The organism is Trinickia acidisoli, assembly GCF_017315725.1.
GTDB classification, from domain to species: domain Bacteria; phylum Pseudomonadota; class Gammaproteobacteria; order Burkholderiales; family Burkholderiaceae; genus Trinickia; species Trinickia acidisoli.
The window spans coordinates 1,791,310-1,805,422 of the sequence record NZ_JAFLRG010000001.1 but is presented as its reverse complement, the minus strand read 5'-3'; the positions used below and the strand labels follow the sequence as shown (position 1 = coordinate 1,805,422).

The following is a 14,113-nucleotide window of genomic DNA, read 5'->3' as shown; positions in this document are numbered from 1 at the left end:
TCCGAAGGAAAAGCGCAAGTCTATGCGAAAGACAAAAGCCGCGTCCGGCACAGACGATGCGCGCATGCGTCTAAAATAGCGCTTTTCGAGCCGCCGGCCCCGTCGTGATCCGTTTCAGTCAATTCAGCCTCGCCCGCGGTGTCAAGCCGCTTTTCGACGCCACCACTTTCACGCTGAACCCGGGCGAAAAGGCCGGGCTCGTCGGTGCCAACGGCGCCGGCAAATCCACGCTGTTCTCGGTCCTGCGCGGCGAGCTCCATGCCGACGCCGGCGACGTTTTCTTCCCGCCGTCGTGGCGCATCGCCCACGTCGCGCAGGACACGCCCGCCGCCGAGAAAACCGCGCTCGAATATACGCTTGACGGCGATGCGGCCCTGCGCGAGATCGAGGCGAGCATCGGGCAAGCCGAAGCCGACCATGACGGCGAAGCGCTCGCGCACGCGCACGCCGCATTCGCCGATGCGGACGGCTACACGGCCCCGGCACGCGCCGAGGCGCTGCTCCTCGGCCTCGGCTTCACGCTCGCGCAAACGCGCGAGCGCGTCGCGAGCTTCTCGGGCGGCTGGCGCATGCGGCTCAATCTGGCGCAGGCGCTCATGTGCCGCTCCGACCTGCTGCTGCTCGACGAACCCACGAACCACCTCGACCTCGACGCCATCGTTTGGCTCGAAGATTGGCTGGGCCGCTATGCCGGCACGCTCGTCGTCATCTCGCACGATCGCGAATTCCTCGATTCGATCTGCAACGTCACGCTGCATCTCGAAAATCGCCAGATCAAGCGCTACGGCGGCAACTATTCGCAGTTCGAGATCCTGCGCGCGCAGCAACTCGCGCTGCAACAAAACGCTTACGAAAAGCAGCAAAAAACCATCGCGCATCTGCAAAGCTTCATCGACCGCTTCAAGGCGAAGGCCACGAAGGCACGCCAAGCGCAGAGCCGGATGAAAGCGCTCGAAAAAATGGAGCGAATCGCGCCCGCACACGCGGCCTCTTCGTTCACGTTCGAGTTCCGCACGCCCGACGCCGCGCCGAACCCGATGCTCGTAATGGAAGACGTCCGCTGCGGCTATCGCACCGACGGCGGCATCGAGATTCCGATTCTCGACGGCGTCACGCTGTCGGTGCAGAACGGCCAGCGCATCGGCCTGCTCGGCGCCAACGGCCAAGGCAAATCGACGCTCGTCAAGACGCTCGCAGGCACGCTCGAGCCGCTCACCGGCACGATGCGCGCGGGGCGCGGCCTCGCGATCGGCTACTTCGCGCAGCATCAGCTCGAAACGTTGCGTCCCGACGATTCGCCGCTCGCGCACTTGGCCCGCATCGCGCCCGAGGCACGCGAGCAAGAACTGCGCGACTTCCTCGGCGGCTTCAACTTCTCGGGCGACATGGCCAGTTCGCCGATCGGCCCGTTCTCTGGGGGCGAGAAAGCCCGGCTTGCGCTGGCGCTGATCATCTGGCAAAAGCCGAATCTGCTTCTGCTCGACGAACCGACGAACCACCTCGATCTCGAAACACGCTACGCGTTGACGATGGCGCTCGCGCAATTCGAGGGCACGCTGATCCTCGTCTCCCATGATCGCCATTTGCTGCGCGCGAGCACCGATCAGTTCATGCTGGTCGCCAAACACCGGCTGCAACCGTTCGACGGCGATCTCGACGATTACCGCGATTGGCTGCTGCAACACGCCGCCGAGACGCGCGCCGCGGCCAAGGCCGCGAGCCAAGCGGGGGCGTCGGGCGACGCCGACGCCTCGGCGGCCAACCGCAAGGATCAGCGGCGCCAGGAAGCCGAGACGCGTCAGAAGCTCGCGCACCTGAAAAAGCCGCTGCAAACACGCATCAAGAAACTCGAGAAAGAGATGGACACCGTGAACGCGGAAAAAGCGACGCTCGACGCCTTCGTCGCCGACACCGCGAGCTACGAGCCGGCCATGAAAGCCAAGCTTACCGACGCGCTCAAGCGCCAAGCCGAAGTCCAAGCGCGCCTCGAAGCGCTCGAAGCCGAATGGCTCGATGCGCAGGAGGAACTCGAACAAATCGGCTAGCGCGCCCAAGCCGGCGGCGCGCGCGGCCCTTTCGCGCCCGGGCCGAGCCGGGACGGATCGACAGGAGGTGTACGTTGACGACCGATGCTCCGTTGCGAGGCCTGCGTGTGCTCGACCTCACGCGCTTGCTGCCCGGCCCGCTCGCGACGTTGCGGCTCGCGGAGCTCGGCGCCGACGTACTGAAGATCGAAGAGCCCGGAGGCGGCGATCCGGCGCGCGCGATGATGCAAACGCCGGCCGACCGCGCGCTAGGCGTGCCCAGCAGCTTCTATCGCCTCGTCAATCGCGGCAAGCGCGAAACGCGTCTCGATTTGAAGACCGAGACGGGGCGCACGGTCTTGCGCGCGCTCGTGCGCGAATCGCACGTGCTCGTCGAAAGCTTTCGCCCCGGCGTCATGGCGCGGCTTGGGCTCGACTACCCCAACCTCGCCAAGATCAACCCCAAGCTCGTCTACTGCGCGATCACGGGCTACGGCGCGACGGGCGTGTTCTCGCAGCGGCCCGGCCACGACATCAACTACCTCGCCTACGCGGGGGTGCTCGATCAGATCGCAACGCACGACGGCACGCCCGTCGTCCCGAACATCCAGATCGCCGATCTGCTCGGCGGCGCGCTACCGGCCGTCACGCGTATCCTCGCGGCGCTCTGGCAAGTCTCACGCGGCGGCAACGGCGCATTCGTCGACATTTCGATGACGCATTCGATCCATGCCTGCAACGTCGTGGCACGCACGGCACTCGAAAACGTCGAGCAGATCAACGATCGCGACAAGCCTATGGATATCGACGCATTGCGAGCGGGGCAAGGGCTGCTCAACGGCGGCGTGCCCTGCTACAACGTCTACCGGACGGCCGACGGGCGCTGGCTCGCCGTCGGCGCGCTCGAATTGAAGTTTTGGGAACGCTTGTGCCGCGCGCTGGGCCGGCCCGATTGGGCGTCGCGCCATTGGAGCCTGGGCCAGGTCATCGGCGGCCCCGACGCCGTTGCGCTCACGCGCGAACTCGCCGAGCACATCGCGACGCATCGGCTCGATACGTGGATCGAACTGCTCGAGCCGCGCGACTGCTGTATCTCGCCCGTGCTGACGGTCGAGGAAGCGCGCGAGCATGTCCTGTTCCAGCCCGAACCGGAACGCTAAGTCTAAGCGCAAGCCTAAGCGCTCAAGCGGGCCGGGCGAGGACACTAAACGATACGGCCCGCGCGATTACTCCAGTTCCTTGACCCGGTCGATGGCTTGCTCGATGCGCTCGACGGCGAGCACTTGCAACCCGTCGATCGGCTGCTTGGGCGCGTTGGCTTTCGGAATCAACGCCGCCGTGAAGCCGAGCTTGGCCGCCTCTTTCAAGCGCTCTTGTCCGCGCGGCGACGGCCGGATCTCGCCGGCGAGACCCACTTCGCCGAAGACGATCAACCCCTTGGGCAGCGGCTTGTTGCGCATCGACGAATGAATCGCGAGCAGCACCGCCAGGTCGGCCGCCGGCTCGGCGATCTTCACGCCACCAACGGCGTTGAGAAACACGTCCTGATCGAAGCACGCGATGCCCGCATGCCGATGCAACACGGCCAGCAGCATCGCGAGGCGGTTCTGCTCGAGCCCGACCGCCAGCCGGCGCGGGTTCGGCACATTCGCCGTATCGACGAGCGCCTGGATCTCGACGAGCAGCGGACGCGAGCCTTCCTGGGTCACGAGCACGCAGGAGCCCGGCACGATCTGCTCGTGCTGCGACAAAAAGAGCGCCGACGGATTGGCGACGCCGCGCAGCCCCCGCTCGGTCATCGCGAACACGCCGAGCTCGTTGACGGCGCCGAATCGATTCTTGAACGCGCGCACGAGCCGGAAGGACGAATGCGTGTCGCCTTCGAAGTACAGCACGGTATCGACGATATGCTCGAGCACGCGCGGGCCGGCCAAATTCCCCTCTTTCGTCACGTGTCCGACCATGACGATCGTGGTGCCCGACTGCTTCGCGATTCGCGTGAGTTGCGCGGCGCATTCGCGTACCTGCGCGACCGAGCCCGGCGCCGATGTCAGCGCATCGGAATAGATGGTCTGGATCGAATCGATGACGGCCACGTCCGGCCGCTCGGCTTCGATCGCCGCCTGGATTTTTTCGAGCTGGATTTCGGCCAGCAGCATCAAGTCGGCCGCCCGCGAACCCGGCTCGAGCAATGCCAGGCGCTGCGCGCGCAGCCCGATTTGCGCCGCCGACTCCTCGCCGCTGATGTACAACGCACGGCGCTCCTCGGACAGCGAAGCGAGCGACTGCAGCAGCAGCGTCGACTTGCCGATGCCCGGATCCCCGCCGATCAGCACGACGCCGCCCGCGACGAAGCCACCGCCGAGCACTCGGTCGAATTCGCCGATACCCGTCGAAAAGCGCGGTACGTCGGCCGCCTCGATGTCGGACAGCCGCTGCACGGGCGCGCCCTTCGCAAGCGATTGGAAACGATGAGTGCCGGCGCTCGGCGCCACGGTCTCGACGAGGGTGTTCCAGACGCCGCACGAGGGACATTGCCCTTGCCACTTCGGCGATTGACCGCCGCATTCGGTACAGGTGTAAGCCGTCTTCTGTTTCGCCACGCGCGGTCCTTAGCCGTTCATTCTTATCGATCGTAACAACGGGAGGTCAAGCGAGACGCGGGCCGCTTATTCGGCCAACACCGGTACCCGCTGCGCAACCGCGCACATGAGTTCGTAGCCGATCGTGCCGCAGGCGCGCGCAACATCGTCGATAGGCAACTGCGCGCCCCAAAGTTCGACACGCGAGCCGACGTTCGCCGCCGGGCACGGTGTCAGATCGACGTTCAGCATGTCCATCGAGACGCGTCCCACGAGGCGCGTACGCACGCCGTCGACGATGACCGGCGTGCCCTCCGGCGCGCACCGCATGTAGCCGTCCGCGTAGCCGCAGGCGACGACGCCGACGCGCATCGGCGCCGGCGCCGTGAACGTCGAGCCATAGCCAACGGTCTGTCCCTTTGCGAGCGTTTGGACGCCGATGAGCTCCGAGGCGAGCGTCATGGCCGGCTGCAGCCCCACGCCGTCGACCGCGGCCGTCACCCCCGACGGCGACGCGCCGTAAAGGATGATGCCGGGCCGCACCCAGTCGAAATGCGCGCGCGGATGCCAGAGCGTGGCCGCCGAGTTCGACAGGCTGCGAGCGCCGGCAATGCCTTCCGCGCCGCGCTCGAACGCGTCGATCTGGTGCTCGATGCCGCGCTCGCCGTCCGCATCCGAAAAATGGGTCATGAGGACGATTTGGCCGATGCCGGGGCACGCACGGGCGCGCTCCCATGCGGCGCGAAACTTGTCGGGCGCGTAGCCGAGCCGGTTCATGCCGCTGTTCATCTTGAGCTGAATATTGACCGGCTTGGACAAACGCGCCATCTCGAGCATTCGAAGCTGCTCGTCGCTGTGCACCGTCGTGGTCAAGCTGTAGCGGTCGATGACGTCGATGTCCGTCGGCCGGAAAAAACCTTCGAGCAGAAGAATGGGCCCGGCCCAGCCGAGCTCGCGCAGCTTGACGGCCTCTTCGAGGTCGAGCAGACCGAAGCCGTCGGTGGCCCGCAGCCCCGGGAAGGCGCGGGCGAGCCCGTGCCCATACGCATTGGCCTTGACGACGGCCCACACCTTCGAATTGGGTGCGTGGCGGCGGGCACAAGCCAGATTGTTGGCCAAAGCGGCAGTGTGGATGGTAGCGAGAAGCGGGCGCGGCATGACGTTTTCGTAAAAACCAGAAGCGTATCGGGATGGGATGGCGCATGTTCGGACGCGCAACGGGTAGTCGCGCGCGCTTCGGGCGGCGCGCCGGCAGTCCGAAGCCACCTATTTTCGTGATATAAAGCCGTGCGCACAACCCATTTCGAACGGCCTAAGTCCTAACGCGTCACTCGCGCCCGGGGAGGACGCGCCGCAAAGGACCGCACCGCATCAGATGAAAAAAGGTTTTTACTCCATCATGGCCGCGCAGTTTTTTTCGTCGCTGGCCGATAGCGCCCTTCTGATTGCCGCCATTGCACTACTCAAAGACCTCCATGCTCCGAACTGGATGACGCCGCTGCTCAAGCTGTTCTTCGTCCTGTCTTATGTCGTGCTCGCCGCATTCGTCGGCGCTTTCGCCGATTCGCGGCCCAAGGGGCGCGTGATGTTCGCGACCAACACGATCAAGATCGTCGGCTGCGTCGTCATGCTCGTTGGCGCTCACCCGCTCGCCGCGTACGGCATCGTCGGCTTCGGCGCCGCCGCCTATTCGCCGGCCAAGTACGGCATCTTGACCGAGCTCCTGCCTCCCGAGCGCCTCGTGGCGGCCAACGGCTGGATCGAAGGCACCACCGTTGCCTCGATCATCCTCGGCACCGTGCTCGGCGGCGCGCTGATCAGCCCTCACATCGCCGCGCATGTGCTCAAGCACCATATGCCCTTCGTCCGCACCCCGGCCGAAGCCGCGATGGTCGTCATCATGGGCATCTACGTCACCGCAGCCCTCTTCAACCTGAGTATTCCCGATACCGGCGCGCGCTACCCGAAGCAGCAGCACGGGCCGATCAGGCTCATCACCGATTTCGCCGATTGCTTCCTGACGCTGTGGCACGACAAGCTCGGCCAGATCTCGCTGGCCGTCACGACGCTGTTCTGGGGCGCCGGCGCCACGCTGCAGTTCATCGTGTTGAAATGGGCCGAGGTATCGCTCGGCATGTCGCTGTCCGAAGGCGCCATCCTGCAGGCGATCGTCGCCGTGGGCGTGGCCGCCGGAGCGATGTATGCCGCGGCGCGGGTGCCGCTGAAAAAGTCGCTGACGGTCCTGCCGGTCGGCATCATGATGGGCGTCGCCGTGATGTCGATGGCGTTCTACACGCGCCACACCGTGCCGGCCAACTGGGGCTTCTATTTCGGCCGCCTGCACGTGCCGGGCTATCTCGTCATCGCATACCTGTTCTTGATGATCGTCGGCGCCCTCTCCGGCTTTTTCGTCGTCCCGATGAACGCGCTGCTGCAGCATCGCGGACACGTCCTGCTGTCGGCCGGCCATTCGATCGCCGTGCAGAACTTCAACGAGAACCTGTCGGTGCTCATCATGCTGTGCTTGTATGCGGTGCTGATCTGGCTCAACGTGCCAGTATCGGTCGTGATCGTCTTGTTCGGCACCTTCGTCTGCCTCATGATGTGGCTCGTCATGCGCCGCCATCAAGCCAATCAGCGCGCATTCGATTCGGTCGCGCTGATCGGCGAAGCCAAACACTGAAAACTATCCGGCCGCACCGCGGCCGACCGCCATGTCCCGCACCATCCCCAACGTCCTGACGATCGCCGGCTCCGACTCTAGCGGCGGCGCCGGTATTCAGGCCGACTTGAAGACGTTCTCCGCGCTCGGCGTCTACGGCGCCAGCGTCATCACGGCGTTGACGGCGCAAAACACGTATGGCGTGCGGGCCGTCCATGCGCCCGATTGCACGTTCGTCGCCGCCCAGCTCGACGCCGTGTTCGAGGACATCCGCATCGACGCCGTCAAGATCGGCATGCTCGCGAACGCCGACATCGTGCGTACCGTTGCGGCGGCCTTGCGCCGTTATCAGCCGGCGCATGTCGTGCTCGATACCGTCATGCTGTCGAAGAATGGGCATGCGCTGCTCGCCCCCGATGCCGTCGCCGCCCTACGCGAGGAACTGCTGCCGTTGGCGGGACTCGTGACACCCAACCTCGACGAAGCAGCCGCGCTCGTCGGCGCCGACGCGCCCGCGGCCGACGAAGCCGCCATGCGCGAACAAGGCGAAGCACTGCGCGCGCTCGGCGCGCGTGCCGTACTCATGAAGGGTGGGCATCTCGGCGGGGCAGAAAGCCCCGATTGGCTCGTCGACGAAAGAGGCGCTCATCGCCTCGGCGCCGCGCGCATCGCGGTCAAGCAGACGCACGGCACCGGCTGCACGCTGTCGGCGGCGATCGCGGCGCTGATTACCCAGCGGCCCGACTGGCTCGGCGCCGTCACCGATGCCAAGGCATATCTCGTCGATGCGTTGCGCGAAAGCGTCCGCCTTCAGGTAGGCAACGGCATCGGGCCGCTCCATCATTTTCATCGCTGGTGGTAAGGGCTACCACGCCAACACCACCACCGAGCGCGCCGCCGTCGCAGCAGCGAATCGAGCAAGCCTTTCTCCCTGCACTGCGGCCGCCAAGGCACGTTTGCAAGCCTGGAATCAGCGTGAACAGGCCCTTCCATAGTATCTAGCCTGCGCCGGCCATTCGTCGGACACGAGGAACCCTCGCGCCGTTTCGCGCCAATACCCGAGCGCGGACGGATCTCGCTCGAAGCGAGCGAGCATCGTCGGGCCGCTTTGCTGCGCGAGCCGCTCGGCCAGCGCGTCAGGCGCCGTCAACCCCGCTGCGCCCACGTCCCCGCCTTCGCGCTCGCTCGCGATCGCGGGCCGCGGCGCAAGCCATGCCAGGCGCGGCAACACAGCCCAACGGGCGGCGACGCGGCTCGCGCAAAACGACGGCCATTCGCTGCGAGTCACCCAGAAGCCGCGGTGATGCGAGGGATCGACAGCCGGCGCGATCGGCGGCGCTTCGCCCCATTGATAGAACAGCCAACCCTTGACGAACATCTGCGGCTGCCAGGGACCGGCGTGACCCAACGCCGCGAATTCGTCGCGCGCCGACAGCGGCAACTGATGCCCGAGCAAGTGCCCCAACTTCACATCGAAGCGGTCCTGCAGATTGGGACCGACGTAATCGGCCAGCTCGGCACGATTACCGCCGGCGTGCAAATAGCACTTAACGGCCAGCTCCCAGTGCAACCTGCGCCCGCTGGCCGTCTCGACGAGAAAATCGCACTCGCCGATCGTGCGTCCCGCCAGGCGCAACGCAACGTTCGCGGCGACGAGCCGGCAGGCCGGACCCTGTTGCAGAAAGTAGGCGAGCAAGCACTCGGCGTAGCGGCCGAGCCGCACGATTCGCATGGCGGCGAGCGCTTGCCGCAGCGGACCTGGCTCCCGGTCCAGTTCGAGCAGCCAGCGAATCGTGGCGGCGCGCTCTTGCCCAGTCTCGAACACGCTCGCGAGTTCGCCCGCAGGCGGCTGCCCGCGCAGCAAGGGTGCGCTGAAGAGGAGCCAGGCCAAGTCGCGGACGACGGGATCGGACAGCGCGTCCTGCAACGCATCGAGCGCGGCGGCGGGAGCAGCGGCCGGCTCGAGCGCGCTCATTGCCGCGCCTGTTCTTCGGCAATGGCTTGCCGATACGTGTCGTGGGCGAGGCACAGATCGACCCACGCCTTCGCCTTGTCGGGCAAGCTGCGCAGCAAGTACGCGGGATGGTACGTCACGATGACGGGCACCTCCTCGTAGCGATGCACACGGCCTCGCAGCGACGAAATGCTCGCATCGGTCTTCAGCAGGTTTTGCGCGGCAACGCGCCCGAGCGCGATGATGAGTTTGGGCTTGAGAAGCGCGACTTGGCGCTGCAGATACGGCTCGCAGCGCGCGACTTCGTCGGGCTCGGGATTGCGGTTGCCAGGCGGCCTGCACTTGACGACGTTGGCGATATAGACGTTCTCATCGCGCGCGAGCGAGAGCGCGCGCAGCATGCTGTCGAGCAGCTTGCCGGCTTGGCCCACGAACGGCTCGCCCTGCTTGTCTTCGTTTTCGCCGGGCGCCTCGCCGATGAGCATCCAATCGGCAGCGCGATCGCCGACGCCGAACACCGTCTTCGTCCGTTTTTCGCAAAGCCGGCAACGCTCGCATGCCGATACGCGCGCTTCGAGCGCATCCCAGTCGAGCGTCGCGACGCCGCCCGCCTCCCATGTCGAGGCCGGATGAGCGCCATCGGGCATAGCCGAAGGCGCGCGATCGAAATCGCCGACAGCCGGCTCCCGGCCGTGCCGCTCGGCAGGCCCGACACCCGTTGCTCGCACCGGCTCGAACCCCGCCGCACGCGCCGGCACCGCGTCGGCCGGCACGGCCTCGCGGGGAGCCCGCTGCTGGGGTTCGTCCACGGTGGTCGCGCTTTGGTCGACCGACGCACCGCGTCGCACCCACATCGTCCCGAGACCGAGCGTCTCGAGCGCGGCTTCATCGAGCGCCATCGTCGCCCTCCTTCAAAAACGTATAGCGCATGACAAGCGCATCCTCGCGGCCGTGACGCCGTGCCGGGTAGTAATTCTTGCGCCGTCCGATCGTAGTGAACCCGAAACGCTCGTAAAGCCGCACCGCACGCGTGTTGGAGGGCCGCACCTCGAGCAGGACGCCGCTCAACTGCTTGCCGCGTGTCATTCGAACGGCTTCGCGCAGCAGAGCCAGACCGGCGCCGGTGCCCTGAGCGCACGGAGCCACGCATAAATTGAGCAAATGCATCTCGTCGACGACGGGCATCAACACGCAATAGCCGATGAGCGAGCCCGTGACGTGCCGCATGCATAGGCCGAAGTAGCCGTTGCGCAGCGAATCTTCGAAATTGCCGCGCGACCAAGGGAAATCGTATGCCTCGCGCTCGACGGCGGCCACCTCGTCGAGGTCGGCTTCCGTCATCGGAGACAGATAGCGGTCGGCCAACAACACCCCGCTCATCGCGCCTCCTGCCCGCCACTGCGCGCCGCGCGCTCGGCAAGCCGCTCGGCCGTCGTCTGCGCGACTTTGTCGCGCACGTACTCGGGCGCCGCGTGCTCGGCGGCAACCGTGCGCCCGGCTCGGTATGCCCGCAACGCCGCCAACGCCAGCGGCCCTGCGTGCGGCAGCGCATCGTGATCGACGACGGCGGCCCGCTCGGCCGCGGCCAGGCGCGCGCCGAAGGCGCCGGCGGCATTGCCGGCAAGCGCAAACGGCTGCTCGGGCGCGACGAGCGTATCGGGCGCGCCCAGCGACGGCGGCGTCAGCGCGCGCCATTCGCCGGGCTCGGCGTCCCATGCGTAGTCGGCCCAATACACTTCGTCCATGCGAGCATCGAGCGCGACGAGCACGCGCGTAATCGACGGGTCGCGCTGGCGCGCGCTTTCGGCACAGATCAGCAAGGTGCTGATCGGTACGACGGGGACGCCAAGCCCGAACGCGAGCCCTTGCGCGACGCCCGTGGCGGTGCGCAAACCCGTGAACGAGCCGGGGCCCGCGCCGAACGCGACGGCATCGCACGCGTCGAGCGCGAGCCCCGCCTCGTCGAACAATTCACGCACGGCCGGCAGCACGCGCGTGCTGGAGACCGCGCCGGTCAACTCGTGGCGCGTCCAAATACGCGGAGAAACCGATTCGGAGATGGCCGATCGCGCCTCCGAGCGAAGCAGCGCGACCGAGCAATATTCGGTCGAGGTATCGAGAGCAAGCAGCACGGTGGATGTCATGGGCGCTATTGTAATGCGGGCGGTGCCGCGCCCCGCCGTTCGAACGAGGCGCGCCGCGTTTGGAAGCATCGCTCCAGTTTTCGGGCGGGAACGCTTGCTATGATCGGCGGCCTTATCGTTTTTGCACGGGAGAGAGGGTCATGAGCAACGTCGATGCGCAGTTCGAGCAAGCCCAGGTGGATGTCAAAGCCCTGCCCGAAAAGCCAGGCAACATGACGCTGCTGCGTCTTTACGCGTTATTCAAGCAAGCCACCGACGGCGACGTGCACGGCGACAAGCCCGGTTTCGCCGACATCGTAGGCAAGTACAAATACGACGCCTGGGCCTCGCTCAAGGGCACCGGGCAAGACGTGGCGAAACAGCAATACGTAGAACTCGTCGAATCGCTGAAGAACGGCACGGCTAGCTGAACGAGCCGCGGGAGCACTTCAACGAACGAATTCTCAACATGCTGGTGGCGCACCGCAGCAAAAACCCTTACAATGTCGGCTGCGCGTTACTCGCCGGCCAGCTTTACAGCCAACTTCACGGCCAAAGTCTGCGGGTGCAGCGCACTGTAGCGTTTTGCTCCAATCTAGTTTAGAACCTGTCCCCTTCCGCCTAGGCCCCAACGGGCCGTCTCATACCAGGCTGACGGCGATGCCATTGCCGGCGTCCCGTACCCGATACAGCTTCTAACGAAAAGCTCGCATTGATTCGCGAGCTGCCCCCGTTTTTCGATTTGCTCGCGTGCGCTCTTGCATGCTGAATCCGACGACTTGGGTAATGCCGATTGGCGCCGACGCCTTTGTTTGCCGTCTTCTTAGGATTCTCATGACTTCGAGCTTCGATTCCAGTCCGTTGAACGCCATCGCCGATCTCGCGCTCAGCCTCAACGCCGATGCTGCACCGGCTGCCGACGCAACACCGGCAGCCGAGGCGGCCGCCGCCGCGCCGGCGGGCCCCACCTTCGCCTCGCTTGGCCTGTCGCCCGAAATCATCTCGGCGCTGACGGCCGCGGGCTACGTTGCGCCCACGCCCGTGCAGCAACGCGCGATTCCGGCCGCCATCGCTGGCCGCGACCTGCTCGTCTCGAGCCCCACGGGCTCGGGTAAGACGGCGGCCTTCATGCTGCCGGCCATCGAGCGTTTCGCGCAAATGCAAAAGACGCAAGCCGCGCAGCCGCGCGAAGCCGGCGGCGAGCGCCGCCCGCGCCGCGGCCCGCCGGTCGCGCAACCAGGCCTGCTCGTCCTCACGCCAACGCGTGAACTCGCCATGCAAGTGACGACGGCCGCATCGAACTACGGCAAACATCTGCGCCGGCTGCGCACGGTCAGCATTCTCGGTGGCGTCGCTTACGGCCAGCAACTGATGCTGCTCGCGAAGAACCCCGAGATCCTTGTCGCGACGCCGGGCCGTCTGCTCGATCACCTCGAGCGCGGCCGCATCGACCTCTCGCAGTTGCAAATGCTCGTGCTCGACGAAGCCGATCGCATGCTCGACATGGGCTTCATCGATGACATCGAGACGATCGTGGCGGCCACGCCTGCCTCGCGCCAAACGATGCTGTTCTCGGCCACTCTCGACGGCAAGATCAGCTCGCTGACGAACCGTCTGCTGAAAGATCCCGAGCGCATCGAGATCGCTCATCGGGCGGAATCGCGTGCGAACATCGCACAGACGGTCCACTACGTCGACGACCGCGACCATAAGGATCGTTTGCTCGATCATCTGCTGCGCGACACGGCGCTCGATCAGGCCATCGTGTTTACGGCGACCAAGAACGAAGCCGATCAACTGGCCGGCCGCCTTGCCGACGCCGGTTTCTCCTCGGCGGCGCTGCACGGCGACCTGCCGCAAGGCGCGCGCAACCGCACGATCCGCGCACTGCGCGAGCGGCGCGTGCGCGTGCTCGTGGCAACCGACGTCGCCGCGCGCGGCATCGACATTCCTGGCATCACGCACGTTTTCAACTACGATCTGCCGAAGTTCGCCGAAGACTACGTCCACCGTATCGGCCGCACGGGCCGCGCGGGCCGCTCGGGCATCGCCGTGAGCCTCGTGCATCACGCCGAACAAGGTGCGCTCAAGCGGATCGAGCGCTTCGTGCATACCCCTCTGGCCGTCAACGTGATCGAAGGCTTCGAGCCGCGCAAGGCACCGCCGCGTAGCGGCAACGGTAACGGCCGCGGCCGTCCGGGCGGAAACAGCGGCCGGCGTTTCGGTTCGAGTTCGAACGGCGCTTCGCGCGGCAACGGCGAAGCGCGTGGCAGCAACAGCTTCGGCGGGCGCGGTTCGAGCAACTCGAGCGGTTCGAATAGCTCGAACGGTTCGAATGGTTCGAACGGCTCACGCGGCGGCTACGGCTCCCGCGACGGGTACGGCTCCCGCGAAGGCTATCAGGGCCGCCGCACGGACGGCCAACGCGGCGCGCGCCGCAACGGCTAACGCAGCAACTAACGCATAACGACGCACGATTGACTGCGTCGAACGAAAAGACCGGTGCCGAGCGCACCGGTTTTTTTTTCGCCCGACTATCGCGGATTTCACCATTCCGCCCCAATTTCACGATACGAAAAACTCTTTTGTGTCGTAAAAATCTGTGCTGCGTGGCACAACACGTCACGTTGCGACATGAAAAACGTCATTTCATATATTGAAATAAATTTATCAAGCCGTTGTTTATTAACGAATAAATAGAACAAAAAAACGTTCGCATCCGCCTATTCCGTGAGCTCCCGATTGCCTAGACTCTTATATAAGAGTTC

12 protein-coding genes are annotated in these 14,113 nt (G+C 65.7%); 6 read left to right on the top strand and 6 right to left on the bottom strand.

Going from position 1 to position 14,113, the window contains the following annotated elements:
• The first annotated feature begins 104 nt into the window (after positions 1–104).
• Positions 105–2,045, top strand: a complete 1,941-nt coding sequence (locus J3485_RS08290) for an ATP-binding cassette domain-containing protein (RefSeq protein ID WP_206952017.1) — start codon at positions 105–107, stop codon at positions 2,043–2,045.
• A gap of 74 nt (positions 2,046–2,119) precedes the next feature.
• Entirely contained in the window at positions 2,120–3,184 is a 1,065-nt protein-coding gene (locus tag J3485_RS08285; protein ID WP_242538522.1) for a CaiB/BaiF CoA transferase family protein, read from the top strand.
• Between the two features lie 66 nt (positions 3,185–3,250).
• On the opposite strand, the gene radA is transcribed toward J3485_RS08285, so the two are convergent.
• Together radA and alr are read right to left on the bottom strand one after the other, a co-directional pair.
• Entirely contained in the window at positions 3,251–4,627 is a 1,377-nt protein-coding gene (radA, locus tag J3485_RS08280) for a DNA repair protein RadA (protein ID WP_206952015.1), read from the bottom strand.
• Between the two features lie 66 nt (positions 4,628–4,693).
• Positions 4,694–5,764, bottom strand: a complete 1,071-nt coding sequence (alr, locus tag J3485_RS08275) for an alanine racemase (protein ID WP_206952014.1) — start codon at positions 5,762–5,764, stop codon at positions 4,694–4,696.
• Positions 5,765–5,981: 217 nt separating this feature from the next.
• On the opposite strand from alr, the gene lplT reads away from it, so the two are divergent.
• Positions 5,982–7,289 carry a lysophospholipid transporter LplT gene (lplT, locus tag J3485_RS08270; RefSeq protein ID WP_206952013.1) on the top strand — a complete coding sequence of 436 codons (1,308 nt, stop codon included), beginning with the start codon at positions 5,982–5,984 and terminating at the stop codon, positions 7,287–7,289.
• 31 nt (positions 7,290–7,320) lie between these two features.
• Positions 7,321–8,130 carry a bifunctional hydroxymethylpyrimidine kinase/phosphomethylpyrimidine kinase gene (thiD, locus tag J3485_RS08265; RefSeq protein ID WP_206952012.1) on the top strand — a complete coding sequence of 270 codons (810 nt, stop codon included), beginning with the start codon at positions 7,321–7,323 and terminating at the stop codon, positions 8,128–8,130.
• Positions 8,131–8,238: 108 nt separating this feature from the next.
• On the opposite strand, the gene J3485_RS08260 is transcribed toward thiD, so the two are convergent.
• Genes J3485_RS08260 through tsaB form a run of 4 tightly spaced genes read right to left on the bottom strand, consistent with a single transcriptional unit; the run spans position 8,239 to position 11,366 of the window.
• Positions 8,239–9,243, bottom strand: a complete 1,005-nt coding sequence (locus J3485_RS08260) for a DUF1853 family protein (RefSeq protein ID WP_206952011.1) — start codon at positions 9,241–9,243, stop codon at positions 8,239–8,241.
• Entirely contained in the window at positions 9,240–10,121 is an 882-nt protein-coding gene (locus J3485_RS08255) for a uracil-DNA glycosylase (RefSeq protein WP_206952010.1), read from the bottom strand. The genes J3485_RS08260 and J3485_RS08255 overlap by 4 nt, the downstream gene beginning before the upstream one ends.
• Entirely contained in the window at positions 10,108–10,602 is a 495-nt protein-coding gene (gene rimI / locus J3485_RS08250) for a ribosomal protein S18-alanine N-acetyltransferase (protein ID WP_206952009.1), read from the bottom strand. Before rimI ends, J3485_RS08255 begins: the two co-directional genes overlap by 14 nt.
• Positions 10,599–11,366 carry a tRNA (adenosine(37)-N6)-threonylcarbamoyltransferase complex dimerization subunit type 1 TsaB gene (gene tsaB, locus J3485_RS08245; protein ID WP_206952008.1) on the bottom strand — a complete coding sequence of 256 codons (768 nt, stop codon included), beginning with the start codon at positions 11,364–11,366 and terminating at the stop codon, positions 10,599–10,601. Before tsaB ends, rimI begins: the two co-directional genes overlap by 4 nt.
• 140 nt (positions 11,367–11,506) lie before the next feature.
• On the opposite strand from tsaB, the gene J3485_RS08240 reads away from it, so the two are divergent.
• On the top strand, positions 11,507–11,776 hold the full coding sequence (locus J3485_RS08240) for an acyl-CoA-binding protein (protein ID WP_206952007.1): 270 nt from the start codon (positions 11,507–11,509) through the stop codon (positions 11,774–11,776).
• A gap of 403 nt (positions 11,777–12,179) precedes the next feature.
• Complete coding sequence (locus J3485_RS08235) at positions 12,180–13,793, top strand: DEAD/DEAH box helicase (protein WP_206952006.1); 1,614 nt, start codon at positions 12,180–12,182, stop codon at positions 13,791–13,793.
• Positions 13,794–14,113 lie beyond the last annotated feature (320 nt).